Raw genomic sequence first — 26,596 nt, 5'->3', positions numbered from 1 at the left:
ACTCAACGCCTAGCACAATACTCTTGTTATCTTAGCGGCGTGGAGTTTAGGTGTTTAACCAAATATTCACTCAAAAACTTTTCTGAATTTATCCCCATGCGTTTTGCCACGGCTTCAAGTTTAGCGTCGCTGCGCAGCAGTACATTCTTGGCGTACTCTAAGCGGTAGTGGAAAATGAAACGCCTAAAGTTTTTCTTTTCGGTAAGTTGCAAGGCCAATGCGAGCGAGGTGGGGTCGATATCTGCCCCTTTACAAAACTCACTGAGGGTAAGGAAGCGAACCTTGTACGCCTTTGACTCTATGGTGTAGCGTTCTGCTTTAGAAATAATACTGCTAATTTCATAAGGCGTTGCTTTGCCTTCATCTAAGCGTTCGTAATCGAGTGGCGACGGGGACGTCCGTCGTATAAAGGTTAGTGAAAACAGTACAACTAGAATTGCCGTTCCAATCATCAGATGATGAAATCCTTCCCAAAAAGGAACAGGGAAGAAGCCGAATGTTGCGGCCGTCACAAGTAAAATACTCATAAACGCAACGCCAACCAAGCTCCCCATTACTCCGGCAAGCCTAGGCATTTTCAGGTTTTTTATATCCACCGCCTGCTCTGGTAAGTGCCTATGGTACATTTGAATATGCTCGGTAATAAGAATACCTATGAGCAACACGCTAAACCCCGTTAACAGTGATGCAATATAGGCAGGCCACAATAGCAGAGGCTGACCATGAGGAGACGATGAGAGCCATTGCTGCTTATCGTCTACGGGTATTAGGAGAATGGCGCACTGAAAAACGCCGGTCATCACGACAGGCCACCACAGCCGCTTTCGTGCCGTAGGGTAAGCTAACAGCATGGGTTTTATTGCGCGGTAACAACACGTAATCGCGATTACAGCAAATACTTCTGATAACCCGTAGATACTAGCCAACCCTGTGGCATTTGCCATACGAAGCCACTCATCCAGCATAAACACAGGCCAGCACAAAAACGCTGCCGTTAGCCAGCGTCCACTACGTAAATTGACTTTTTGAACGAACAGACGCACAAAGCCAATGGCATAAATGCCAAGCAGTGCGTAAAGGAAATAGTCATTTATGGCTGAGGTCATCAGCGCCCTCCATCCTTGAGATTCGAGTTGCCTTTACCGTGCATGTTTACAGTAACCACATATACATAGAAAACAATTACCAGTAAACGTCACGTTGCATAGCCACTGTGCGAGTTCGTTCCATAATACGAATTAATGTACTGAGCTTTTCTGACGTCCATTTTCGCACCTCGTCATGAGAGTCTACTTCGGCGTCGTCTATTGACTGCTTTAACATAAGCAGCGCATTCAGCTCATCAATACCAGTGAGCAAATCTAACCACGGCGCGCGAAAATTACCCCGCTCTTCTACAAACAAGTCACCCAGCAGAAACCCACTCCATAATGTCTGCCTAAGCATCACTTCTACAGCGCTGTAATTGGCAGGCCCCATGGTTTTATTTAGCGGCATGCTTTGCTGTACAGTTTGCCAACCTTGCGACAGCCAACCTTTTGCATGATCAAGCACCGGATGGTCAAAACCCGTTGCGACTTTTTGCCACGGCTTATTCTGGATAAGACTTATGGCGTGTAGCTTAATGTCTGTGGCATCGTTGTCGAAAAACAGCTTTTCAGGCTCATGAGCCTGCATTAAGCCTGTTTGTCGTCCTTGCAAATAGCTTACTACTGCAGGATGTTTGCTGAGTGTTTTGTTAAACATGCTCTTTTTAGAGAGCAAGTAACGCAAACTTTGTAAGTCGTCTTGCCAACCCCACTTTTGCGCATGGGTGACCAGTTTTTTATGCAGGGCTAGTAGCTCAGGGCACTGCAGAACCGGCAAGTAAAGCGATACACTTTGAAGTAACAAGCGTACACTCTTGGCGACTTCCGCGAGCATTTTTATTGAACCACTTTCGCAAAATACATGCTCGTGGTGCTGCCAATGCGCCAATGCAGTTTGAACCGCGTGGCTAAATGCTTCTTCCGTGGTGGTTGTGTCTTCAAGCGCAAGGAAATCTGGCAGGTGTCGAACTTTAGCGTTAAAGCCGTGAAGTAATTGATATCCCTGCGCCGCTTTTGATACATCACTGAGGCGTACCGGCATGTTGTCGTTTATTAGCACCGCCAACGTAAACAAACTGTTGATATCACCTGACATCAACTCAAGCTCTATTTCGTTGATTGGGGAACTGGCTTTTTCTGTACTTGCTTCACCACAGTCCAGCACAATCTCAACCACACTTTCACCCACACTAGCCACATAGGCATTGCGAGTAAAGTGAGTGCTAAACTGTTTAGATAGCCGCGTGTTTTTTGCTGCCACATCCCAATCCTGGGGCCAAGCGCTGGCTTCAAATAGCGTAAGGTCGGGCCTTGAATTATCAAGGCTCACATTGTATTCCATGCGTTTGTGCAGACCACCGCTGACCACGCCGTTAGTCTTTAGCGTCTGTTCGTATTCACCATTGTTACCTCGAACACGAAAGCCCATTTTATTGTTTTGAAAATCGAGCTTATCGGTATCGTAATAGTCGTTTTCAAGGCGCATTTCACGATGAGAGTTAACCTGAATACTGTTTTTTTCGAAAAGAGGAAGTACACGTTGAGTAAACGCATGGTGGGCGTTGTCACCCGTTACAAATTTTAATTCTATTTCTGACATGGTTGCGCTAGGCACAGCTTATGATGCTGACACCTTACCTTTGTCGCTTACTTTTCGCAATGCTGGCGCCATGAAACAAGATGCTTTAATTAGACAAAAGTGGAACAAACTTGCCTTTATCGCGGTCAACCAATACCATCTTCACGTTTTAAATTCTAAAATTGGACTTCATATGATTCGAAAGTGGTTAGCAGCAGCCCTTATTGCATGCTCTTTTCAAGCATTTTCGCTACAAGATACCGCTGATTTAGAAGCGTCTTCTTCGCATTACATAAGAGATGACTTGTTTATCTTTATGCATACTGGACCTGGTCGTAACTACCGCATTCTAGGTTCAATTGAGGCGGGCACACCTATTACTGTGCTCTCCCGCGACAATGATGCTGAATTTACCCAAATTACCGACGATGAAGGACGTAAAGGCTGGGTTGAAAGTAAGTTTGTGTCTAATACCATGTCGCAAGCCGAGCAATTGCCAATCATAAGTGAGAAGCTAGCTGAGAGCCAAAGTGGACTTCAAGCTGCACAATCAGAAAATGCCAAACTTCGTCAGCAGCTTAACGATGCTCGCCAAAAGGTGTCTAAACTTTCCACCACAAACGACGAGCAAGCGTCTCAAATTATTCGTTTAACGGCTAAGGTTGAAAGCGCGAATAAAGATGAGCTGGTTACCTGGTTTACACGCGGTGGTATGGTAGCCGGTGTGGGTATATTACTGGGCGTAATGCTGACTTACCTTCCCAAGCGCAAACGCAGAAGCAGCGAGTGGATGTAGTGTAGGTTTTATAGCTGGACGCTAAAAAACGAAAAAACGCCGATGTTAGCATCGGCGTTTTTTATTGGGCTTGTTTCGGTAAACAGATTAGAAGTGACAAAGTGCAAACACTTTGATGAGTTATATGCGCCTATTATCGTACCGTAAGCACCACTCTATATCCTCTTTTCATACGAGAAACATCACCTTGGTCATCATGTGAACCTCGGGCTGTTATCCTCTCATGTGCATAACCCCATTTAAGCTTCGCACAAAGCTTATCAATGAGTTTTAACCCTATTCCAAATCCGCCATCTAACTCACTGATAGTCGGCGCAGATAAAGTCGCTTGGCCTTTTTCGTTAAGCGCCTCTTCTTCAAGGCCGTCCTCTTCGTTGAGCACGGTGAGCGTTGCATCTGAAAGACTTATTGTGACTTTTCCTTGCTGCGTGTGCTGATAAGCGTTTCGAATCACATTTCCTATCACAATTTCGCTCGCCGTTTTCGCAAGCGTTAACTCACAATCGCTCAATTGCAGCTGCACACTCACGTCTTTTCCCGACAGCAAATACATTAAATCTTGGCTTAGAGCCTCAACCATTGCTTTAAGATTAACCTTTTCTCTGGGTAAAGCTGCTTCTTCATTTCTTCCTAACCAAAGTAGAGTTTCGGTCAAATCTGCCATGGTTTTTGAGGCATGATCCACCCGCGCAAGCGCGTTATTGCCTTTAGTATTTTCACTATCGATCACTCTGTGCAGTAATGCCGCGCTACTTCTAATGACGGCAATCGGCGTTCTAAGCTCGTGACTCGCGTGGTTAACAAATTCCCGTTCTCGATTTAGGATATTGCGCACGTTTTGCAAGCTGCCATGTATCATCCCTGCTAGCGCGTTAAGTTCCTTATAACGAAACTCCGGGATAGGCTTATCGAGCTCTTGTTCATCCAAAGACGCCGCCCACCTCTGCAATGACTCTATGGGGCGAGACACGCTGCGCATAAGAAAAAGCAAGGCGACAAAAAACGAAACCAGTGCAACTACGCCCACAATGGCGCTGTAAATAACATGGTTTATTCTAAAGTGTTTTTTGCCGTCAGAAGGTGGCGCGACAAACACTTGGGTAACGTATCGCGATTCTCCATTTTCTAACGGAACTAACACGGCAAAGTGAGCCGAAATAGGACGGGAAAACCAATCAGGTTTGTTGATATCTTTCATAAGTGAAAACGGTATAAAGCTCTCTTTGGAAAAGCTCTGCTTCACTTCGTCAGGCAAACTCTCGTAGTTCGCAAAAACATGTAAATCGAGAATTTGAGCATGCTTGTTGTCATCAAGCTCTGCGCTTTCTGCCGCCCGTATCATGGTATTTCTCAGCATGCCGTCCATACCATCGAAAAAGCTATCGCTGCTTTGTATTGAAAAGAGCACGATAACTACGGCGGCCAAACTTAATAGCGACCACAAGACGTAGCGTCTTAAGCTGATGCGAAGGCCATTTACCACTGATCGTTTCCTTTATTTGTACTTTTTGGTTCCGCGCTTGTACTTTGCACTGAACTAGACTGTTCTGGTTTTAACGTCACACAAAAGCCTGTGCCGGCTACTGCTTTTACCTCTATGCTGGCATTCGCTTGCACCAGTGATTTACGCAAATTATGAAGATGCACTTTAAGCGCATTGCTTTCTGGCGCATCTTCTCCCCAAACCGCATCGAGAAGACGCTCCCGTGGCATAACTTTTCCTTGTTGCTGCAACAATGCCTTTAGCAGCGTAAATGCTGTGGGGCTTAACTTAATAGGCACGTTCTCAACACTTACTACGTCGCTTCCCATTGCTAAACTTACGTTGCCAAAGCGCAGCTTTTTCACTTGTGATGAACGCCTGTGCGCCAGTGCGAAAACGCGAGCAACCAGTTCGGGCATGTCAAACGGTTTCACTAAATAGTCATCGGCGCCTTTTTGAAACCCTTCTAGCTTGTTTTCCAACTGGTCACGGGCGGTTAGCATAATAATAGGCGTATCGTTGCCGTCTTCCCGCACCCTTTCACATACGCTTAAGCCATCAAGTCGCGGTAAATTAATGTCCAGCACCACAACATCAAACGGATGCTTTTGGATAAGAGACAGCGCGGCTACACCGTTTGCAGCGTGGTCACATACCATGTCTTCAAGCTCTAAATAGTCGATAATATTGCCCGCCAGGCCCATATCATCTTCCACTAGTAACACGCGGATCATTAGCCGTATTCTCCGTTAAAGGTTTTACCAAATGCTTTGCCATTAAACGTCTTACATCGTCATAAATTAACAGTAATGCGGGTATTAATAAAAGTGTGATGACGGTGGCAAACAATATACCGTACCCCAGCGACGCGGCTGCCGGAATTAAGAACTGCGCTTGTATCGACGTTTCGCCCAATATGGGATATAAGCCTACAAAGGTGGTAATTGAGGTCAACAACACAGCCCGCAAGCGACTGGTACAAGCTTCAATAACTGCCGTTTCCACCGGCACACCTTCTTCTCGCAAAGCGTTGAATCGTGAAACTAACAACAAGCTGTCGTTAACCACCACACCGCTAAGCGCCAATATGCCGTTCAGCGAGAGCAGACTTATCATTAATCCATTCGACCAGTGGCCGATAATGGCTCCGACTATACCAAAGGGGATGGCGGTCATAATAATAAGCGGCTGTACGTAGGATTTAAGCGGAATCGCCAACAACGCAAAAATAGACAACAAGGCTAATATAAACACGCTCTGCATGGAGCTTTGCGTTTCAGCTTGCTGCTCAGCCTCACCGGCAAAATAAAGCGATAAGTCCTGATACTGGCGCGATAGCTGAGGAACAAACTCGTTGTTTAAGTAATTCACCAGTTCGGTTGAGGTGATAACATCGCTATCCACCGACGCGCTAACCGTTAGGGCGCGTAGGCCGTCTATACGTACCACCTGTTTTTCTTGTACATCTTGAATAACGTTAGCCACTACAGAAAGCGGTACTACGGTGCCGTCGTCCAGACGCACTTGCGTGTTCATTACATCAGACGGATTCATTCTGTCTTGTTCAGGATAACGCACCCGCACTTTTACTTCGTTTTTATCGCGCAAATAGCGCTGAACAATTTCGCCACCAAATGCTTTTAACAGTTGCTGCGATAGGCTTTGCGTATTCAACCCCAACGCTCGTCCTTCGGGGGTAAGTTCAAAGCGCATCATGGCTTCGCCGGGTGTCAGCGAACTCTCAACTGCATATACACCATCGATATTGTTAAGTACTTCAATAAAGGCATCGTTAGCCGCCGTCAGGGTATCGTCGTTAATGCTTTTAATTTCAACGTTAAACCCGTCGACCATCTCTCGGCGTGAGCGTATTTTTAGACTTTTTACGCCTTCTAAATTGCCAGTTAACGCATTCCAGCGTGCCGACAATTCATCAAGAGAATAAGAGGCGTCTTCATCAAGTGAAATGGTGATTGTGCCGCTTTGATCGCCACTCGCCGTTACTTGCAAACTGCTAATGCCACTTTTATCTGCGCCACTTTCTTGGGTTAATTGACGATCTGCCTCTAGCGCATTTTTCTCTAGCATCATTAAGTTGCGTTCGTTCTGTCCATAGCTGGCATCGCTGTAAAGCGACATATTGGCCGAAACCGTGTCGCCCTGCATGCTGGGGAAGAAGCTTACTCTTACCGCACCTGTAAGCGGTAGGCTAACCACAATGACAAATAAGGCAATAAACAACAATACAGCGGCATAACGGTAGGCTACGGTGACTTTCAATAAGCGCTCATACACGCGGTAGTTAAACCACTGAAGTCCACCATCCGCTTTTTGCTGCACTTTGTTCCATACGCCACCTAATCCCCTCCGCGCTTTTTGCTTGGTTGGCAGATGGGCTAAATGAGAAGGTAAGATCAGTTTCGATTCCACCACCGACAGCAACAAACACAAGGTAACGATAGTGCCGAACTGAGAATAAAGCGTACCTAAGCCGCCCGATACGTTCGATAATGCGAAAAAAGTGGCCACTGTGGTTAGTACACCAAACAGTGTGGGAACCGCCACTTTATGGGTACCTAAAATGGTATTTTGAAGCGTATCGCCATGTTGTTTACGCGTGGCGTACACGCTTTCCCCCACCACCACGGCATCGTCCACCACAATGCCAAGGGCCATGATAAAACCGAATGTGGTCATTTCGTTTAGCGTCATTCCCGTATAGCTGTCGGTCATGAAGTACAAGGTGCCGAAGAAGATAAAGGGCAAGCCAGCCGCCACCCAAAATGCCACGCGTAAATTTAGAAACACGGCAAGAGTAACAAATACCAACACAATGCCCATAAGCGCATTGCTGGTAAGTAGCGTCAATCGCTCGGTAATAAGCGTGCTTTTGTCATACCAGGTTTCAAGCTCTACGCCTTCAGGTAGCAAGCCTTTTTCGTGCCATGCGTCCACTACTTCGTGAGCCTGCTGTACCATTTTTGTTACGTCACCATATTCGTCCATAAGCACCTGGATGCCATAGCCATTGGTACCGTTGTAACGTGACAAGTGATAGCTGTCGTCGGCAAACATATCGCGCACTGTAGCAATATCGCCAACGGTGAGTATGACGCCATTGGTATCGGTAATGAGGGGGATGTTGGCAAAATCTTTCGCCCAGTAAGACTGTTCAGACGCTTTTAAACGAATCACTTTTTCTTTGTTGCGCAAGCTGGTTGTAAGCGCGGTATTCGACTCCTGGTTAACGGCATCAGCCACGTCTGACAGCGTTAATCCGTAGGCTTGAAGCTTACCTTCGTCTATTTCAATAGACATCATAGGGTCGACAAAGCTGCCTGCGCTGACTTCGCGAATGTCGTCTGTTGCCAGTAAATCTCGCTCTAATTGCTCACCCAAGTATTGAAGCGAAGCGTGATCGACGTCACCATAAAGCTGCACCCAAATAGCGTGTTCTTGTCGGCGTGCTTTGCTGATAACAGGGTTTTCAGCATCCGATGGGAAGTTAGAAATACTATCTACTTCGGTTTTGATGTCGTTGAAAAGCGTGTCTAAATCGTATTCGGTTTCCTTTTCTACCTGCACACTGGCGCCGCTGGCGTTCGAGGTAGACGTAATTCGCTTAATCCCAGGGATTGCCTCCAGCGCGGTTTCAATTTTGATAGCTATCCCTTCTTCTGCTTGTTTAGGATCACCACTATCGTATGTCATTGAAATGGTAACAAAGCGTGGCTCCATACTTGGAAATGCCTCTTTGCGGATGTCGTTCATGGAAACCAAGCCAAGCACGATAAGGCTGACCATGAGCAAATTGGCCGCTACTGAGTTCTGCGCAAACCAAGCGATAATTCCCCGGGAGTTATTCCCGCTATTCCTATTGCCTTTCGGACTCTCGCCCCCGTCAAACGGCGCGCCGTTTCGATTATTTGTCATCGGCTTGCCCTCCTGTTTGTCCTTCCACCACAGGCAATACTTTGGTATTCACCAGATAGCTGTTTAAAGGGCGTGCAACCACCAGCGCTTGGCGTATTTCGCCAACCTGTTCTGACATGCTGTTGCCGCTAGCGTTACCCGGGATTTTACCCGCAACATTACTCACAATATCGCCCGTAACATCACTGGTTTTTGGTGGGGTGATGTAGGCATAACCTTCGCTTTCAAACAGAACCGAAGGCGTGAACTTTGCCAACTGCCCGGTAGATGGCATTACTAACCATACTTCTTGCTTTTGCGAGATAGCAGAAGCCGGCAGTTTCCAGACATTGTCGAGAGCTCTTCCTTCAATATCTGCCTGCACAAAGCTGCCGAATAAAAGAGGCGTTGAGTATGCTAACGGCTTTTCAATAACCGCTATGGCGTTACGCTGACGCGTTGTATCACTTTGATGCCATTCAGCGCGAACGATATTGGCAACCCAGGTATTTCCTGTAGTGGTATCGGTAAGCGTTACCGGCCAGTTAAGGGAGGTATCACCAGACAACTGCGTTTCATCACCAGAAGGTAATTGAGCCCATTGGCTAGGTGAAAGGCCAATAGCCACTTCGGCAATATCTGCAGAATAGAGTGTGGCGACCGCACTGCCAGCTTGAACATAGCTCCCTAGCGCAATGTCACGGCTGACCACCAATGCATTAAAAGGTGCACGTAACGAGGTAAACGCCAAATCTCGCTTGGCTGAATTTACACTTTGCTCGGCTTCATCCAAAGTGGCCTGAGCCGCCTTTAGCTGTGGCTCACGCAGTACTAATGCCGATAAAGGTTCACCATCAAGCCCTGAACGTGTCCATTCATCTTTCGCTTGAATACCCTGTAATCGCTCTTCTTCTAGACTTACCACAGCCGCTTGATAGGTAGCATTTGCACTTGCTAACGCCTGTTGATAGTTGGTGTCATCAATACGTGCCAATACCGTGTTATTTGCCACTAGGGCACCAGTTTTAAAAGACGAAGATATATCAGTAACTTGACCACTAACCTGTGCGACTAAGCTCAAGCTATCTTGCGGAACAACCTGACCATACCCCCTCACCTTAGCGTTATAGCTGTCGGCGGTTACATCAATAACGCCTACTTGAGCCAGCTGAGTATTGCCGCTTTGTTCTCCCTTTGGGCTGCGATTAGTGGTATTCACTGATGACGTGTCGCTTGCCTTGTTAAGCCTGTTCACACCGCTATCGGCAGCAGGTAATGCTGCTGGCCTTTCACCACCTGCAGTTTTCTTTGCCTGAGCGGCATTTTGTGGTTGCTCAGTATTCGCGGAAATTGCTGGAGACGTTGGCTTTGATTCGGTCTGCGGTTTTGCGCCGGGATGTTGGGCGCCCATATTCATCATGGTATACATAATCGCTAGCGCAATACTTGCAGCGGCGAGTAAGGTTACAATAATTCGTTTGTTTCTCATTGTGACACTCCAAGGCCAAGGGCTAGGCCTAAGTCAATTCGGTTTTGTAATTTCTGGGCGTGCAGCTCAACTGCCTGAGCTTGTAAGTTAAAGCGCGTTTCATATACTGAAAGTAAGTCCAAGATGTCAGCAAGGCCCTGTCGATATTGACCTTCAATGGTAGAGACGCTGCGCTCTGCATTCGCTAACGCCACGTTGGTGTGGCTAATTCGAGCACTCAACGCGGTTTCGCTATCCAGCGCATTTTGGGTTTCCTGTACCGCCGTTAATAACGTTTCGCGATACTGCCACCAGGCATTGGCTGAGGTTAGCTTTGCATCTTCAATTTGCGCCCTTAAAGCGCCCCCCTGAAACAGTGGCGCGGTCATCTGCCCAAGCAAACTCCATAAAGGGTTAGTAAACAAAGCTTGTGAAGGTGTAGAGGCATTATCAGAAAGGGATGCAGACAAGCTAATGCTTGGCAACAGGGCTTTGTACGCCACATCGACTTCAAACTCTGTTGCTTTTAACGCATAAAAGGCCGCCTGAAGATCGGGTCTACGTGCCAGATCCTGTTTCGGCAATGTTGTTAGCGGCAATAACACGTCGGGAAAACTAACTTGAGTGTTGAGCTCGTTTAGCGATTGGTTTTGTCTGCCTAAGAGTACGGCCAACGTGCGCTTTGCTGTTAAAAGTGCATTTTCATATTGGGCAATAGTAGCGCGAGTATTTGCACTGCTTGTACGCGCAGTATCTAAATCGTCTAGGCTTCCCAGCCCGGTGCTATAGCGCTTTAAAATAACGGCTTCGTTATTTTCTAGTACCGTTAACCGAGACTGCTCAATATTCAGTAATTGCTGCTGAGTGAGTACGTCGATATAGCTTCTTACTACGTTAGCGACCAGAGAATCTCTGGCAGACTGATAGCTGGCTCTGGCACTTGCTGCATCTAAGTTTGCTGCACTTATTCCATCGCTGATTTTTTGCCATAGGTCCAGCTCCCAACTGACATTTATGCTCGCGCTATAGCTCGGACTGCTCGAATTAGAGCTCGTACTGGAGTTGGTATTTGAGCTGGTAGATGCACTGCTATTGGTGGTTTCACTTTTTGACGCAGAGAAGCTCGCGTCAACATTAAGGTTCCTATCCGCTTTTGCACTATCAATGGCTACTTGTGCTTTTCTAAGCGTTATTAACGACTGCTGCAGACTAGCATTAGAAGACAAGGCTTCATCAATGTAACCAGCTAAGTGGGGTAACTCTTTGATATCAATGACATCGGTTAACGTCGTGTCCGAATTCAGCAGCAAGGTTTGTGTTGATTCTTGTTGCCGTGCTTGAGACTGCCACACAACGTTGTTACCCGTTGACGACGATGCCGATTCGCTCAACGCTCTGTCATCAGTACTTGTACATGCAGACAGCAAAATGCAAAGGGTAATGCTATTTACCGTCAGTTTTATCTTGCCCATGACTTGTGCCTATTATTTGGCGCACAGGCTACTTTCGAAGGTCTATGCGCAGCTTTTTTAAATTAACTGACACGAGTATTTCAAACGCAGGGTTAAGGTCCGGTTAAGGAAAGAGCAAGGAATTAGAAATAAATGAGAAAGGTAGGAATAAGGTATTAAAAAGGCCAGCTTAGCGCTGGCCTTTGAATGACATGTTGTGAAGATAGCTCTCAATTAAATCGCTATCTTGCAAAGTCGGTATTTACCGCAAGTATTACCGCTTATTCATCATCTTCAACTAGGGTCATCAACGATGTGTTACCACCTGATGCCGTAGTATCAATACTGATGGTTTTTTCGGTCATCAAACGCTGAATAAGGTTATCGTTATATTCAGCTGTGATAACCGGCAAAATAGCGCCTTCGCGAGATGACAGCATTGCTGTAATACGCGCAGTACGCTCTGTACCAGAGTCGACCACCACGCCAGATAAATCTTCATCCATTAGCAAGGTATCTAGATGCGCAAGACGCGCTACCTGGAATAAGCCTTTTGGTGCGCCAGTAGATTCAAACTTGTTTTGAATTTCTACTGCTTCTTCATAGAAGATTTCAGACACAACTGATACTACCGGGTTACCCGTTGATAGCGCGGTCACAATAGACAGTAACCAGTATTCAAAGGTTACTTCTTTATCGGCAAAACACACCAAGATCCCGCGAGGCTCTAGGTAAAGCTTGTTCGATTCACCTGTTGGCCCCGGCAAGGTTTGAGGCTTGGCAAGCTTGCGTTCAACACTGGTTAACTGCTGACGCGCCGTCGCAAGCGTACGGTTCAAGTCATCAGCAAGCTCGTCAACGATGTCCACTTTCGCAATTTTTGCCAGAAGCTGACGTACCATAGAAATACGGTCATTCAACGGCGTATGACGCCACTGCACTTCTACCGCTTTCGCTTTATCCATCATTACGTGCGCACGCTCGGCAATCTTTTCATCACCGACAAGCGCTGCATCAGTACCGTCTACATCATCAATATGCGATGGCTTAGGTGTGGCACGTTCCATCATTAAGCGAGGCAGATAGTTAGGACCACCCGCTTTCGGACCTGTGCCAGACAATCCACGTCCACCGAAAGGCTGAACGCCAACAATAGCGCCTATCATGTTGCGGTTAATGTACACGTTACCCGCGCGGCTCTTCGCTGCTAGCTCGTTAGCACGCTCTTCAATACGCGAGTGAATGCCCATAGTTAGGCCGTAACCTGTGCCATTGATTTGCTCTAGCACACTATCAAGGTCTTTCGACTTAAAGCGAACAATATGCACTACAGGGCCAAACACTTCTTTTTCAAGCACATCGATGTTTTTGATTTCATACAAGGTCGGCGCAAAGAAAGTACCGTTTTCGAAGCCTGCTGGCATTTCATTGCGATAAAGCAGCTTAGCTTTATCTTCCATGTACTCTTGGTGATCGGTCAGGCTCTTAAGCGCCTTCTCGTCAATCACAGGGCCAACATCGGTAGCAAGCTGCGTTGGATCACCAACGGTAAGCTCTTTCATGGCGCCGGTTAGCATTTCGATAAGGTCATCAGCAATTTCATCTTGTACGAACAATACGCGAAGCGCTGAACAGCGCTGACCGGCACTTTGGAAACCAGAGTGGATCACGTCATCAACTACCTGCTCTGGCAGTGCAGTTGAATCAACAATCATACAGTTTTGACCGCCGGTCTCTGCAATCAATGGCACCTGTTCGCCACCACGTTCTGCAAGTACTTGAGAAATTAACGTACCGGTTTGCGTTGAACCTGTGAACATTACCGCTTTAATGCGCTCGTCTGGCAGAAGGGTTTCGCCCACTTCTTTACCTGGCGATACGATAAGTTTCAATGCATCTTCTGGCAGGCCTACCGAGTGCATAATATCTACCGCTCGCTGCGCAATAATGCTGGTTTGTTCAGCAGGCTTAGCAATAATCGTGTTACCTGTTACAAGTGCCGCTGCCACTTGGCCTAAGAAGATGGCTAGTGGGAAGTTCCACGGGCTAATACAAAGCACAACACCACGAGGAAGTAAGCGTTGATCTTCAGCAAGCTCTTCTGCACGCGCCGCGTAGTAGCGACAGAAATCAACGGCTTCACGCACTTCATCAATACTGTCTTGCGCTACTTTACCGGCTTCACGCATACAGATAGCGATAAGCTCAGCCATGTGGCGCTCAAGCGCATCTGCTGTTCGATTAAGTATTTCAGCGCGCTCGCTTACATCGCGTTTAGACCATGCTTCAAACCCAGCTTCGGCTTCATCTAATGCTTTGCGCATATCATCAGGCGTAGCGTAATGGTGATAACCTACCACGTCGTTGTGGTTAGTTGGGCTAAGTACCGCTGTCGCACCTTCTGGCACTTCACCGGTCACTTTGTAGTAATCCTGCCAGCGTTCAAGTTCGTGTTTAAGCGCCGTTACCGCATTGGTGTCGGTAAGGTCTAGACCACGCGAGTTATCGCGCTCTGGCGCATACAGCCCACGTGGGGTTTTGATTAACTTGTTATAGCGTACTTTCAGGCGTTGTGTTTTCTCTACCGGATCTTCAAGCAAAGACTCAACCGGTTTTTCATCGTCAACGATAGCGTTTACAAACGACGAGTTCGCGCCGTTTTCAAGAAGACGACGTACAAGGTAGGCCAATAAGTCTTCGTGTTCACCTACCGGTGCATAAACACGGCACTGAATTTTATCCTGTGTTACCACCTGATCGTAAAGGGTATCGCCCATACCGTGCAGACACTGGAACTCAAAACCTTCTTTGTCGTCACCAGCAAGCTCAACAATAACAGACGCAGTGTAGGCATTGTGAGTCGCAAACTGCGGGTAAATGGTGTCGCGATACTCAAGTAGACGGTTCGCACAGGCATGGTATGACACATCTGTTGACGACTTACGGGTAAATACAGGGAACTCTTCAAGGCCCGCTTGTTGAGTAAGCTTAATCTCAGTATCCCAATAGGCACCTTTAACCAAACGCACCATTAGCGGACGACCTACCTCTAGGGTAAGTTCACGTAAGTGCTCTATAACGTGGATTGCGCGTTTTTGGTAGGCCTGTACGGCCAAGCCAAAGCCTGTCCAACCGTTCAAGTCTTCATTGCGAAATACAGCTTCAATAATGTCTAGAGAAAGCTCTAGACGGTCAGCTTCTTCCGCATCTACGGTTAAACCGATATCGTATTCTTTCGCCATCATACACAGCGCTTTCAAGCGCGGCGGAATGTCTGCCATGGCGCGTTCGCGGTGAGAAAATTCAAAGCGTGGGTGAATAGCAGAAAGCTTTACCGAGATCCCCGGTGAACGCTTAGGACCGCGTCCGTTAGCCGCTTTACCGATTACTTTTATTGCTTTTACGTATGCATCGTAGTAACGCTCAGCGTCGCGCATAGTACGTGCGCCTTCGCCTAGCATGTCGTAAGAATATACGTACCCTTTGGTTTCTTTCTCTTTGGCGCGATCTACCGCATCTTCAATGGTTTCGCCCATAACGAACTGACGACCCATAACGCGCATCGCAATGTTCATAGCGCGGCGAATAACAGGTTCACCTAAGCGGCCAAGGGTTTGTTTTAACAAGCCGAACTGTTCTTTCTTGCGCTTGTCGGCATAGTTCACCATGTTGCCCGTAAATAACAAGCCCCACGCCGATGCGTTAACAAATAACGACTCTGAATTCCCCAAGTGAGGTGTCCACTGTCCCTGAGACAGTTTGTCACGAATAAGCTCATCTTGAGTGGCTTTGTCTGGAACACGCAGCAAGGCTTCAGCCAAGCACATCAATACCACACCTTCTGCTGTAGATAGCGAGTATTCATTTAATAATGCGTCAACACCACCGTGCCCTTCTTGCTCTCGGCGAATTTGAAGCACCATCTTTCGTGCGCGTTCCCATGCACGGCTTCGTGCACGTGGGTTTACCTCGGCAATGGGAAGGATTTGATCCACAGCCACCGACTCACTAATGCGATAGTAGTCTCTTATACGCTGGCGTAGGGGTGAAGTTGTATGAAGTGTGTCGTTAATGAGCATTGCAACCCTTTCATAGAAATAGCTGTAACAAAAAGCGTTCCCGCCGTGTAAGACTGCTCACGGTTACATGGAAGCGGCTAAAAAACAAGCAAAGTCGAAACCCTGCGTTGACCTGTCGTTCTTCTTTTAACTTTATACTTTTGGATGAAGATCACGACAGTGCCAAATTTGCGCGGATGGTAGCACACAAAATCGCCCTGCCAAGCCCCTACCAGCAAAGTTTTTTTGATTCTCTGTCAAGCTACGTATTCAGTGCGTTAGATGACATTTTTTAGCCTGTTGATACCGCATTATTTTTTAGTACAAAAGCGGTGAGCGATTTGCTTCTAAAGTCGTAGTAAAGCTCGTCTATATATGGTGTATTTTTAATCGTAATAAAAAGCGGTTAATAAAAAACCGTCTACACTTTAAAAAAACAAAAATACAAATAGATAGGTATTTGCCGATGTGGTTAAGAAAATTCAGTTTAATTCAACGTTTGGGCATTATCGTTGCCCTAATTACGCTGTTATTTGTACTTCTTACTGCCGTTGTTTTAAACAGGCACTACGAAGCATTAAAGCAAAAGTCTTATGATGAAAATCAGCACCTGGTCGAGGTGGTTCATACCATGCTCAGTAGCTTCGCGGCGCGTACCGACGTAGACGAGGCAACCGCTAAGCAACAGGCGTTAGAGGCCGTCAAAGCGCTACGATACGACGGCAGCAACTACTTTTGGATCCAAGACCAAACGCCATCTATGGTTATGCACCCCATCAAGCCCGCCCTTGACGGTCAAGATTTACGAACCTTTAAAGACGGGAACGGCAAAGCCTTCTTTATAGAGTTGGCGCAAAAAGTGAAATCGAAAGGTGAAGGGTTTGTCGATTATGTCTGGCCGCTTCCCGGTGAAGAGTCACCTACTGACAAAATTTCCTACGTTAAAGAGTTCAAGCCGTGGGGGTGGACAGTGGGCTCTGGTATCTACCTTACCAATCTTGAAAAAGAATTTGCTCATCTTCGCAATGTGATTACGGTGTTTTGTCTGGTTAGCATAGTGCTAGTTGTGGTGCTTGTTTATGTTATTGGCGGCAGCATAGTGAAACCGGTTCAAGAAGTAAGTGAGCGAATGAAGGATATCTCACAAGGAGAAGGTGATCTCACCCGCTCGTTGCCTGAAACTGGCCAAGATGAAGTAACGCGTTTGGCACGCTACTTTAATGAATATACCAAAAAAATGCGCCATTCGCTGTTGGGGATCCGTGAGAATATTAATTCACTGACCCAGCAAGCAGAACTTGTAGAAACATCAAGTAAAAATAGTAACGCTCAGGCACAGACGCAAAATGAAAATATGCTTCAAGTTGCCGCTGCCATGGAAGAGATGACAACGCAGATAAATGAGGTTAGCAATAACGCAGATTCTGCAGAAAAAAGTACCAGCAGCGCGCGGGGTAACGTGCAAAACGGCGCCTCGGTTGTGGATAGTACCGTAAACGATATACGCTCTCTTACCTCTGATATTGAAAGCGTAAGTAGCGCTGTTACCGAACTTGCTGCGCAGACTGAAAGCATTGGTGCTGTACTTGATGTGATTCGCGGCATTGCCGAACAAACTAACTTACTGGCGCTTAACGCTGCTATAGAAGCAGCGCGAGCTGGCGAGCAAGGACGAGGTTTCGCCGTCGTAGCTGATGAAGTGCGTACACTGGCAAGTCGAACCGGACAAAGTACCGATGAAATCCAAGCGATGATAGAAGAGCTGCAAAGTAATGCCAAAAGCGCAGTAGATGCAGTAAAAGTAAGCCAGTCAGCGTCAACCAAAACGGTAGACAACGCTATACAGGCGAATCAAAATCTGCAAGAAGCTGATCGCTTAATGACTGAAATTGCAGATATGAGTAGTGAAATAGCGCGGGCTACCGAGCAGCAAGCGGAAGCCGCTACCGAAGCGAATATGCGCATCAATGCACTGTCAGGTGCTGCTGATAGTAGCTTGAGAACGGCAGATGAATTAGCAGCTGCGAGCCAAGCGTTACGCGCAAGCTGTTTAGCAATAATGGACATTGCGAACCGCTTTAAGCTTTAAAGCATTTTACATTTCAACGAGCCTGCTGCGCTTTGCTGCAAAGCATTGAGAAGCAGGCTCCCTTTACTACTACTCCAAAGCTCCCGATAATTTTCTTTTAAAAAAGTAAACTTTGCCACATTTTGCTTCTCTTACGTCAAGTTGTTTAAAAGCTCACATAGTTTAATCAATACACCTACCTTCTGCGTATGGAAGAAAAGACCTGAGTGCATTACACTCAGAGACACCATAAGTGGCGGTTGGTCGATTACTTTTAATTGAACATATACTAGCCACCGAAGTAGTGACTTATGCGCAATAAAAGCCAGACGCGCAAAAAATCAAGGAGTTGAATATGAGCAGTGGTTCAAAGGGTAAGCCTATTTTATTATGGGTTGTCGGTTTTTTCGTGTTGCTATTTTTGGTGTATTTCCTGTTCGCCAATACCATCATTAAATCTATTCTTGAGTCGAAGCTGGGCGAATCCTATGGAGCAGAAGTGAATATCGACGAGTTCGACCACTCTCTTTTTCCAACAACTGTTACGCTGAAAGGTATTGCACTCACCAACCCCACAAAACCTACTCACAACCAAGTTTTTGTAGGCGAAGCTCACGCAGACGTTGAGCTAAAGCCACTGTTAGATGATCAAGTTATCGTAAACAACCTTGATTTACTGAAAGTGCAGTTCGATACACAGCGCGAGTCTGAAGGTGAAGTGTATCGCGTTCCAGAACGTTCACTGTCATTTGACGAAATTAAAGCAAAAGCCAAAGAAGCCGTGCCTACGGTTGACGAACTTCTCGCCCGCAATCCACTAAAAACCACTGCTGCCATTGAAAATGCAAAGTCTGCCTACGAAACCTATGGAAAAGGTTTGAAAGACGACTATGAATCTTTACCTGATAAGTCGCGCATTGAGTACTACAAAACGCAGGTAGCCCAGCTAAAAGAAACGAACTACAAAGACCCTCAAGCCTTGGTACAGGCAAAGTCTTCATTTGATAAGTTGAAAGAAAAAATGCAGGCAGACCGCGCGCTTATTAGCAATTTCACGGAAAAAGCGAGCGATGCCAAACAAGCCCTTAGTGAAAGTGTTGAAGCACTTAAGAAAGCGCCACAAGAAGATTACGCGTTGCTGAAAGGGGTAATTGCAGGTGACCAAGCGGCACTTTCTCAAGTCACTTACTTTGTGTTTGGCGACAAAGCGGCGGAATACACTGAGTACCTTATGGCAGCAATGCAAATTGTTATGCCGCTCATTCAAGGTGAAGAAAAAAGTGAAGCACCGACTGAAGTGCCGTCGATTTTGGTGAAAGAAGCCAATGTATCAGTGCTTTGGCAAAATGAATCTATCACCAGCAAATGGAACAACATTACAAACGTTCACGAAGTATTCGGTAACCCCACCACCTTTACTATTGAAGCAGCGGGCGAGTTACTAAAGTCGTTTACTTCCAGCGGTGAATTCTGGATTGACGGCAACGGGGTTGACGCTAGCCAAGTCTGGCAGCTAGCCGGTGTGAATATGTCTAACATTTCATTTAGCGGTAATGAAACACTAAATGCGGTGCTTAAATCAGCGCTGATGAAAACCAATGGATCGATGAAAGTCACTGATAACATGCTTACCGGTACGGGCGAAGTTGACCTTCAGCAGCTCGTTATGGAAGCAACTGGCACCAGTGATATCACCAGTGCTATTGCGCAGGCACTGCAAACGTTAACCAGCCTAAACATGACGATGCTGCTAGACGGCACGCTTTCAGACCCTGGCTTTAACATTAAGTCTGATCTGGATAATAAGCTGGCTAAAGCGGCGCTTTCACAGCTTACTGCCAGCCAAAAAGACAAGCTGGATGAATTAAACAACAAACTCAACAGCATGATAAGTAACGAACAATCATTGCTATCAGGCGAGCTTGTTGACGTAAACAGTATGCTTAGCGCAGCCCAAGGCGACAGTGCCGCCCTTCAGGAGCTGCTTCAAGCTCAACTTAACAACGTTGTTGAGCAGCAAAAAAGTAAGCTGTTTGATAAATTGAAGGGAAAATTGGGCCAAGGTGAATAATGCGCCTTTGACTCGACGCTGCTTCGCGGCATAATAAGACACAGCAGAGGCGAAGAGCCTCTGCTTTTTTCCGCTTAACCACATTGTCAGGTGAATCTGTGTTGCAAGGTAAATGGCTTCCCATTGTATTGATAGTACTGCTTGGTCTATTGCAATACAGGCTATGGTTTGGAAAAAATAGTATTCCCGATTACTTCAACCGAAAACAAGAAGTTCACTCTCAAGCCCTTCAAAATGCCAACCTCGCTCAGCGCAATGCCCTACTTAAAGCTGATATTAGCGATTTAAAAATTGGTCTAGAAGCCATTGAAGAAAGAGCCCGAAATGAACTCGGTCTGATTAAAAAGGGAGAAACCTTCTACCGTATTTTGCCCGCAGATTCTAAGTGAAGAAAATGACATCGCCCCGCGTTGTTGCGGTTATCCCCGCAGCCGGAGTTGGCAGCCGAATGCAGGCTGACCGCCCAAAGCAATACCTCACCTTAAATGGTAAAACCATTCTTGAACACACTATTGACGCGCTGCTACAGCATCCGTTAATCGATGACGTGATCGTAGCGATAAGCCCAGGTGACGCGTATTTTGATCAATATCAGTTACGTGAAAAACCCATTCGCGTTGTAGATGGCGGAAAGGAACGCGCTGATAGTGTATTGAACGGGCTTATGTCACTTGGCGAGAACGATTGGGCACTGGTTCACGATTCCGCAAGGCCTTGTATAGAAGAGAGCGATATTTCCGCACTGCTCGAATTAATGAGCAGTGATAACGTTTCTGGCGGTATTCTAGCTACCCCTGTTCGTGACACCATGAAGCGGGTCAGACCTTCAACAAATGTTATTTCTCACACTGAAGACCGAGACGGTCTTTGGCACGCTTTAACGCCTCAACTTTTTCCAGCAACATTGCTAAAACGCGCGCTTCAAAATGGTTTATCACAGGGCGCGAATATCACAGACGAAGCCTCTGCCATGGAGCTTGAAGGCTACAAAGTAGCCATGGTAAACGGAAGTCCGGCAAATATAAAAATAACGCATCCGGCCGATCTTCCTTTGGCAGAATTTTATCTTAAGCAAAAATTAAGCGCGCAAGGCCAGAACGCTCAAAACTACAGAGTTCAAAGCCACAGCGCAAAAAATCAAAAGGCACAATCATAATGCGAATTGGACACGGATTTGATGTACACAAGTTTGGCGGTGAAGGCCCCATCACAATAGGTGGCGTCAGTATCGACTATGAGCAAGGACTGTTAGCTCACTCAGATGGCGATGTATTACTACACGCACTGTGTGATGCAATGCTAGGTGCAGCAGCACTCGGTGATATTGGCAAGCACTTCCCTGACACAGACGACGCATACGCGGGTGCAGACAGCCGCGTGCTGCTGCGTCACGTTGTCAATGTAGTTAGGGAGAAAGGTTACCGCTTAAGTAATGCAGATATGACCATTGTGGCGCAAGCACCTAAGATGGCGCCGCATATTGCTGCTATGCGTGAGATTATTGCACAAGACTGCAACGTATCGCTTGACGACATCAACGTAAAAGCAACGACCACTGAAAAGCTAGGCTATACAGGCCGTAAAGAAGGCATTGCCTCTCACGCCGTTGTTCTACTGGAAAAATTATGAAGCCTTTACACACTGACCACTGGCAGTACTATTTCGCAAAACCTGTATCCACCGGTATTTTTAAATTCCAAGCCGACGATTTTCAAGTTGTCGAGGATTTGGGTTATACCCCTTGTGGTGAAGGCGAGCACCAGTTTGTATTTATTGAAAAAACCAACACCAATACCGCGTTTGTCGCTGAGCAGCTAGCCCGTTTCGTTAACCTTCCATTACGCCAGATTACCTATGCTGGTCGCAAAGACAAATACGCGGTAACGCAACAGTGGTTTGGTATTCACGCGCCGGGTAAGCCTGACTTCGACTTCAGCAACTTTGAACTAGAAGGCGTTAAAGTGCTTAAGCAAATGCGTCACAATAAAAAGTTGCGAACGGGTCAGCTTAAAGGCAATCACTTTACGATTACCTTGCGCCAGGTACTGCATCCTGAGGCCATTGAAGAGCGTCTTCAAGAAATTGAAAAGCACGGTGTGCCGAACTATTACGGCGAACAACGCTTTGGCGTAATGCGCTTAAATGACATGGGTGAAGTGCAACGCGGTGGAAACCTGGTAATGGCCGAGCGAATGGTAAACGGTGAAACCATCAGACACCGCAACAAACGTTCCATGGCGCTTTCTGCACTGCGCAGCTGGCTATTTAATGAAATGCTTTCTGCACGCTTAGAAAAAGACATGTTCGACAAGGTCACTCACGGCGATGCGCTGGTGCTTTCAGGTTCTAACAGCTTTTTCATCAACGAAGGTTCCGACGGCTCTGAGCAGCAGCAAGACGCACAACGTCGTTTTAATGCCAAAGACGTATGCCCTTCAGCACCGCTGTGGGGTAAAGGTGAACTTGTTACGCAAGCTGACACACTAGCACTTGAGCAATCTGTTGCAGAGCAAAATAGTGAAGTTATCGACTTTTTAAGCCAGTGCGGATTCGAACAAGAGCGTCGCGCGATAAAAATTTGGCCTTCACAGCTTGAATGGCAGAGTAAGGGTGATACATTTACTATCTCGTTTGCGCTTCCAAGTGGCTGCTTTGCAACCTCAGTCCTTAGAGAGTGCGTGGAAACCTTGTCCCCAATTAACAGGGTGTAAAGAGTATTGAGAAAGCGTGGCGCGCAACAGACTAAACCTCGCGTGGCTGTGGATAAGAATAAAGGAAAGTACGCAACATCATGAGAGCTTCTAGAAAAGGAGACGCGTTAGCACAACTGCTTTATAACGAGGGAATACGTTCGCAAGCAGTATTGAACGCCATTGCTGGTACGCCGCGGGAAAGCTTTTTACCCGACGCGCTGAAACATAAGGCCTATCAAAATACGGCATTGCCAATAGGTCAAGGCCAAACCATTTCGCAGCCTTATATTGTTGCGAAAATGACAGAGTTGCTGCTAGATAGCCCTAATAAACCCGAGAAAGTCTTAGAAATAGGCACGGGTTCAGGTTATCAGACCGCTATTCTTGCGCAGCTTTTTGCCAAAGTATTCAGTGTTGAACGTATTAAATCATTGCAGTTCCAAGCGAAACGTCGAATGAATCAGCTCGACCTTCACAATATTGCAATGAAACACGGCGATGGTTGGAAAGGTTGGGCGTCCAAGGGCCCTTACGATGCCATTATTGTCACCGCCGCCGCTGCAAGTCTTCCACAGGATTTGTGCGATCAGCTTAAAGAAGGCGGGCGGTTGATTATTCCCGTAGGTAACGAGCAACAATCGTTACTGTGTATTGATAGGATTGAAGGTGAACTAAAAACATCGACCATTGAATCGGTCCGATTTGTTCCCCTTGTAGCAGGAGAGCTAATGTGAAGCTTTTTGAGCCATGTTATGACATGGCGTTACGCTGGGCGAGACATCGTCACGCAACCAAATATTTGGGCGGGTTAAGCTTCTCAGAGTCGGTTTTCTTCCCTATTCCACCTGATGTTATGCTTGCGCCAATGGCACTGTCCCAGCCTACTAGAGCATGGCAGTTCGCTTTTATTACGACCATCGCGTCGATTTTGGGCGGTATAGCTGGCTATTGGCTTGGTTACTTTGCTTTCGATGCTTGGCTGGCTCCGCTTATCGAGAGCTGGGGGTATACCCACAAAATAGACACGGCAATGCAGTGGTTTAAAGACTACGGCGTATGGGTAGTTTTTCTTGCTGGTTTCTCACCTATCCCTTATAAAATTTTCACTGTGAGTGCTGGCTTCTTGCAAATGGCCTTCTTGCCATTTGTACTGGCATCTGCTGTTGGTCGAGGCGCACGCTTCTTTTTGGTCGCAGCACTCATGCGCTGGGGGGGCGCAGCCATGGAGCAAAAGCTAAGGCAGTATGTAGAAGTGCTTGGATGGGGAGTAGTCATCCTCGCAATATTCGCTTATTTACTATTGCGATGACATGCGTAGGCCCCACCTTCACATAGGAATTTTGTTATATATTTGTGTACTCATCGGGGGCTGTGCAGGAAGAAGTGCACCCGCTCCCGTGGTTTTATTAAATAGCCAAGTTTCAGATGGAAGCGAAGAATACACAAAAAAAACCTATAAAGTTCAACGGGGAGACACCCTCTATGCGGTGGCATGGTACACGGGAAATGACTATCGCGACTTAGCAAAATACAACCAATTATCAGCTCCTTACACCATTTTCCCTGGTCAAGTTTTAAACGTCACGCCACCTTCGAATGTGGCTACAGCCCCCGTTATACCTAAGCCCAAGACCAATCAGTCAACAGCTCCGACCACATCAAATGTAGACAAAAGTTTGGTTGACCGCCCACAACCACAGGCGTATCGTGAAAGTGAAAAAGTTGTTAAGCCACAAAATGTTACAACTGTCAAGAAGCCGTCACAAAGCGTCAAAAAACAAACACCGACGAGTTTTCCAGACAAAGTACAAGAGTGGGTGTGGCCTGCAGAAGGTAAGGTAGTTGGAACCTTCAGTAAGTCAGAGTCAGGCAACAAAGGTATTGATATCGCTGGTGCTAAAGGCAGTAAAGTCGTAGCGGCAGCAGATGGAAAAGTTGTTTACTCAGGTAGCGCACTAAGAGGTTACGGTAATCTGGTTATTATTAAGCATACAGATACCTTTCTAAGTGCCTATGCCTACAACGACACTATTTTAGTCAAAGAACGAGAATGGGTGTCGGCAGGGCAGCAAATTGCAACCATGGGTGACAGCGGAACAAATTCGGTAAAACTTCACTTTGAAGTTAGGTATAGAGGGAAATCATTAGACCCTATGAAATACCTGCCAGCATTAAAATAATAAAAATAAATAACAATAAAAAAAGACAAAGGAGAAACGTCATAAGGTAAACCTTGTAGCAGGAGATTCATGATGGGTAAGTCAAATAAAGCCTTAGAATCAAAACCGCAAGATGACTTAGAAGTCATCGATATGCCAGCTGATATGAAAGCTGACGAAACCTTAGTTAACGACGCTGAACTAGAAAATGACGACGCCATTTTCAGTCAGGATGACCAACCTAAAAACCTGGATGCCACACAGCTTTATCTAGGAGAGATTGGTTTTTCGCCACTGCTAACCGCAGAAGAAGAAGTTTATTTTGCGCGCCGCTCACTGAAAGGCTGCGAAGCCTCTCGTAAACGTATGATTGTAAGCAACCTTCGCCTTGTTGTTAAGATTGCTCGCCGTTATAACAACAGTGGGTTGGCACTTCTAGATTTAATCGAAGAAGGCAATTTAGGACTAATTCGTGCCGTAGAGAAGTTTGATCCTGAACGCGGATTCCGCTTTTCAACATACGCCACATGGTGGATACGCCAAACCATCGAACGCGCTATCATGAACCAAACGCGCACTATTCGTTTGCCTATTCATGTAGTGAAAGAACTAAACGTTTATTTACGTGCTTCTCGTGAACTTTCACAAAAGCTTGATCATGAGCCAACTGCAGAAGAAATTGCACTAGCGCTTGATAAGCCTGTGGAAGATGTCACTAAGATGTTGCGTTTAAACGAGCGCATTACCTCTGTCGATACACCTATTGGTGGAGAAAATGATAAAGCACTCCTCGACATTATTGCTGACGAGAAAGAGTTTAGCCCTGAAGAGAGCTTACAAGACTCAGATATCAAAAGTAATATTGTAACCTGGCTTGAAGAACTAAACCCTAAGCAACGCGAAGTACTTGCTCGTCGTTTCGGTCTTATGGGATATGAACCTTCAACACTTGAGGATGTGGGTGCCGAAATTGGCTTAACACGTGAACGTGTTCGTCAAATTCAAGTAGAAGCACTTCGCCGTCTTCGCGATATGTTGGGTCATCAGGGTCTTTCATTAGAGAACCTGTTCGACCAAATGAAGTAGCATCTGCGCGCAACGCAAAAATAAAAATGCCAGTGTTGTGAAGCTCTCAATTTTTGAGTTTCACAACACTGGCATTTTTTTATTTTAAATTGGACCTAGTTCCAATCTCTCCGTTAGTTTCGAACGAGAGTAACGAATGTGCAAGGGTGAGGATTTTTCTCATCGGCGTCATGTTCATCACGTGATACTTCCGTCCAACTTGCTGCCGCCTCATAGTCTGGGAACTGTGTATCTCCGTCAACAGTCAAATCAATATGTGTGAGATACAAAGTGTCAGCGCTATCTAAGAACGTTTGGTAAATAGTACCGCCACCGATAATCATTATTTCATCATTGTCGCTGTTCTCTGCGCTTAGCGCTTTGGCTACCTCAATCGCTGACTCTGGTGAATCTACTACCGTCGCGTCAGATAAGCTGTAGTCAGCATTACTCGTTATAACAATGTTTGGCCTGCCAGGTAATGCCCTTCCGATTGACTCATAGGTTTTACGGCCCATTATGACGGCTTTGCCTAAGGTGATCGCTTTAAAGTGTTTTAAATCAGCCGGTAAGTGCCACGGCATATCATTATCTGCGCCTATAATTCTGTTTTTCGCCATAGCAGCAATCATCGCTATCTTCATTTCATTACCTATAAAGCCGTTTTTATTGTTGAACCGCGGCAGTATATCAATATCAGCGACC

20 protein-coding genes are annotated in these 26,596 nt (G+C 46.4%); 11 read left to right on the top strand and 9 right to left on the bottom strand.

Annotated features, from left to right (window positions below):
- Positions 1–26: 26 nt before the first annotated feature.
- Together MHN09_RS09725 and MHN09_RS09720 are read right to left on the bottom strand one after the other, a co-directional pair.
- Positions 27–1,106: a DNA mismatch repair protein gene (locus MHN09_RS09725; RefSeq protein WP_187446519.1), complete on the bottom strand. Its 1,080-nt coding sequence runs from the start codon at positions 1,104–1,106 to the stop codon at positions 27–29.
- Positions 1,107–1,182: 76 nt separating this feature from the next.
- Positions 1,183–2,688, bottom strand: coding sequence for a CYTH domain-containing protein (locus tag MHN09_RS09720; protein WP_239240436.1), 1,506 nt, complete (start codon positions 2,686–2,688; stop codon positions 1,183–1,185).
- Here MHN09_RS09720 and MHN09_RS09715 point away from each other — a divergent pair.
- Positions 2,651–3,463, top strand: coding sequence for a TIGR04211 family SH3 domain-containing protein (locus MHN09_RS09715; RefSeq protein WP_239240434.1), 813 nt, complete (start codon positions 2,651–2,653; stop codon positions 3,461–3,463). The two genes, MHN09_RS09720 and MHN09_RS09715, sit on opposite strands and share 38 nt — an antisense overlap.
- Positions 3,464–3,596: 133 nt before the next feature.
- Here the strand turns inward: MHN09_RS09715 and MHN09_RS09710 are convergent, their stop codons facing one another.
- From MHN09_RS09710 to putA, 6 genes are all read right to left on the bottom strand, one after another.
- Entirely contained in the window at positions 3,597–4,946 is a 1,350-nt protein-coding gene (locus MHN09_RS09710) for a HAMP domain-containing sensor histidine kinase (protein WP_239240432.1), read from the bottom strand.
- Positions 4,940–5,680 carry a response regulator transcription factor gene (locus tag MHN09_RS09705; RefSeq protein WP_039231913.1) on the bottom strand — a complete coding sequence of 247 codons (741 nt, stop codon included), beginning with the start codon at positions 5,678–5,680 and terminating at the stop codon, positions 4,940–4,942. The genes MHN09_RS09710 and MHN09_RS09705 overlap by 7 nt, the downstream gene beginning before the upstream one ends.
- A complete protein-coding gene (locus tag MHN09_RS09700) occupies positions 5,652–8,879 on the bottom strand; it encodes an efflux RND transporter permease subunit (RefSeq protein ID WP_239240430.1) in 3,228 nt (1,075 codons plus the stop codon). The genes MHN09_RS09705 and MHN09_RS09700 overlap by 29 nt, the downstream gene beginning before the upstream one ends.
- Positions 8,869–10,347 (bottom strand): efflux RND transporter periplasmic adaptor subunit, encoded by a 1,479-nt coding sequence (locus tag MHN09_RS09695; RefSeq protein WP_239240428.1) that lies wholly within the window; start codon positions 10,345–10,347, stop codon positions 8,869–8,871. The genes MHN09_RS09700 and MHN09_RS09695 overlap by 11 nt, the downstream gene beginning before the upstream one ends.
- Entirely contained in the window at positions 10,344–11,798 is a 1,455-nt protein-coding gene (locus tag MHN09_RS09690; protein WP_239240425.1) for an efflux transporter outer membrane subunit, read from the bottom strand. Before MHN09_RS09690 ends, MHN09_RS09695 begins: the two co-directional genes overlap by 4 nt.
- 260 nt (positions 11,799–12,058) lie before the next feature.
- On the bottom strand, positions 12,059–15,856 hold the full coding sequence (putA, locus tag MHN09_RS09685) for a bifunctional proline dehydrogenase/L-glutamate gamma-semialdehyde dehydrogenase PutA (protein WP_239240422.1): 3,798 nt from the start codon (positions 15,854–15,856) through the stop codon (positions 12,059–12,061).
- A 445-nt stretch (positions 15,857–16,301) separates the two neighbouring features.
- On the opposite strand from putA, the gene MHN09_RS09680 reads away from it, so the two are divergent.
- The 10 genes from MHN09_RS09680 (at position 16,302) to rpoS (ending at position 25,912) form a co-directional block, all read left to right on the top strand.
- Entirely contained in the window at positions 16,302–17,924 is a 1,623-nt protein-coding gene (locus MHN09_RS09680) for a methyl-accepting chemotaxis protein (protein ID WP_168462879.1), read from the top strand.
- Positions 17,925–18,258: 334 nt separating this feature from the next.
- Positions 18,259–19,974, top strand: a complete 1,716-nt coding sequence (locus MHN09_RS09675; protein ID WP_239240419.1) for a TIGR03545 family protein — start codon at positions 18,259–18,261, stop codon at positions 19,972–19,974.
- A gap of 98 nt (positions 19,975–20,072) precedes the next feature.
- A complete protein-coding gene (gene ftsB, locus MHN09_RS09670; protein WP_014948164.1) occupies positions 20,073–20,363 on the top strand; it encodes a cell division protein FtsB in 291 nt (96 codons plus the stop codon).
- A gap of 5 nt (positions 20,364–20,368) precedes the next feature.
- Positions 20,369–21,130 carry a 2-C-methyl-D-erythritol 4-phosphate cytidylyltransferase gene (gene ispD, locus MHN09_RS09665; protein ID WP_239240416.1) on the top strand — a complete coding sequence of 254 codons (762 nt, stop codon included), beginning with the start codon at positions 20,369–20,371 and terminating at the stop codon, positions 21,128–21,130.
- A complete protein-coding gene (ispF, locus tag MHN09_RS09660) occupies positions 21,130–21,603 on the top strand; it encodes a 2-C-methyl-D-erythritol 2,4-cyclodiphosphate synthase (protein WP_039217505.1) in 474 nt (157 codons plus the stop codon). Before ispD ends, ispF begins: the two co-directional genes overlap by 1 nt.
- Entirely contained in the window at positions 21,600–22,685 is a 1,086-nt protein-coding gene (gene truD, locus MHN09_RS09655; RefSeq protein WP_014975597.1) for a tRNA pseudouridine(13) synthase TruD, read from the top strand. Before ispF ends, truD begins: the two co-directional genes overlap by 4 nt.
- 80 nt (positions 22,686–22,765) lie before the next feature.
- A complete protein-coding gene (locus MHN09_RS09650) occupies positions 22,766–23,401 on the top strand; it encodes a protein-L-isoaspartate(D-aspartate) O-methyltransferase (RefSeq protein WP_014948160.1) in 636 nt (211 codons plus the stop codon).
- On the top strand, positions 23,398–23,976 hold the full coding sequence (locus MHN09_RS09645; protein ID WP_014978237.1) for a YqaA family protein: 579 nt from the start codon (positions 23,398–23,400) through the stop codon (positions 23,974–23,976). The genes MHN09_RS09650 and MHN09_RS09645 overlap by 4 nt, the downstream gene beginning before the upstream one ends.
- Before the next feature lies 1 nt (position 23,977).
- Positions 23,978–24,847 (top strand): peptidoglycan DD-metalloendopeptidase family protein, encoded by an 870-nt coding sequence (locus tag MHN09_RS09640; RefSeq protein ID WP_239240413.1) that lies wholly within the window; start codon positions 23,978–23,980, stop codon positions 24,845–24,847.
- 72 nt (positions 24,848–24,919) lie between these two features.
- Positions 24,920–25,912, top strand: a complete 993-nt coding sequence (gene rpoS, locus MHN09_RS09635; protein WP_239240473.1) for an RNA polymerase sigma factor RpoS — start codon at positions 24,920–24,922, stop codon at positions 25,910–25,912.
- A gap of 113 nt (positions 25,913–26,025) precedes the next feature.
- Here rpoS and folA read toward each other — a convergent pair whose 3' ends face one another.
- Positions 26,026–26,523 carry a type 3 dihydrofolate reductase gene (folA, locus tag MHN09_RS09630; RefSeq protein ID WP_239240470.1) on the bottom strand — a complete coding sequence of 166 codons (498 nt, stop codon included), beginning with the start codon at positions 26,521–26,523 and terminating at the stop codon, positions 26,026–26,028.
- Positions 26,524–26,596 lie beyond the last annotated feature (73 nt).

The sequence above is a fragment of the Alteromonas sp. MmMcT2-5 genome, assembly GCF_022348315.1.
GTDB classification, from domain to species: domain Bacteria; phylum Pseudomonadota; class Gammaproteobacteria; order Enterobacterales; family Alteromonadaceae; genus Alteromonas; species Alteromonas macleodii.
This window is presented reverse-complemented; position numbering and strand designations above follow the sequence as displayed.

Coding starts and splice junctions, on each gene's coding strand:
- MHN09_RS09725 (WP_187446519.1), bottom strand. CDS start 1,106: ATGACCTCAGCCATAAATGACTATTTCCTTTACGCACTGCTTGGCATT.
- MHN09_RS09720 (WP_239240436.1), bottom strand. CDS start 2,688: ATGTCAGAAATAGAATTAAAATTTGTAACGGGTGACAACGCCCACCAT.
- MHN09_RS09705 (WP_039231913.1), bottom strand. CDS start 5,680: ATGATCCGCGTGTTACTAGTGGAAGATGATATGGGCCTGGCGGGCAAT.
- MHN09_RS09700 (WP_239240430.1), bottom strand. CDS start 8,879: ATGACAAATAATCGAAACGGCGCGCCGTTTGACGGGGGCGAGAGTCCG.
- MHN09_RS09695 (WP_239240428.1), bottom strand. CDS start 10,347: ATGAGAAACAAACGAATTATTGTAACCTTACTCGCCGCTGCAAGTATT.
- MHN09_RS09690 (WP_239240425.1), bottom strand. CDS start 11,798: ATGGGCAAGATAAAACTGACGGTAAATAGCATTACCCTTTGCATTTTG.
- putA (WP_239240422.1), bottom strand. CDS start 15,856: ATGCTCATTAACGACACACTTCATACAACTTCACCCCTACGCCAGCGT.
- MHN09_RS09680 (WP_168462879.1), top strand. CDS start 16,302: ATGTGGTTAAGAAAATTCAGTTTAATTCAACGTTTGGGCATTATCGTT.
- MHN09_RS09675 (WP_239240419.1), top strand. CDS start 18,259: ATGAGCAGTGGTTCAAAGGGTAAGCCTATTTTATTATGGGTTGTCGGT.
- ispD (WP_239240416.1), top strand. CDS start 20,369: ATGACATCGCCCCGCGTTGTTGCGGTTATCCCCGCAGCCGGAGTTGGC.
- ispF (WP_039217505.1), top strand. CDS start 21,130: ATGCGAATTGGACACGGATTTGATGTACACAAGTTTGGCGGTGAAGGC.
- truD (WP_014975597.1), top strand. CDS start 21,600: ATGAAGCCTTTACACACTGACCACTGGCAGTACTATTTCGCAAAACCT.
- MHN09_RS09650 (WP_014948160.1), top strand. CDS start 22,766: ATGAGAGCTTCTAGAAAAGGAGACGCGTTAGCACAACTGCTTTATAAC.
- MHN09_RS09640 (WP_239240413.1), top strand. CDS start 23,978: ATGCGTAGGCCCCACCTTCACATAGGAATTTTGTTATATATTTGTGTA.
- rpoS (WP_239240473.1), top strand. CDS start 24,920: ATGGGTAAGTCAAATAAAGCCTTAGAATCAAAACCGCAAGATGACTTA.
- folA (WP_239240470.1), bottom strand. CDS start 26,523: ATGATTGCTGCTATGGCGAAAAACAGAATTATAGGCGCAGATAATGAT.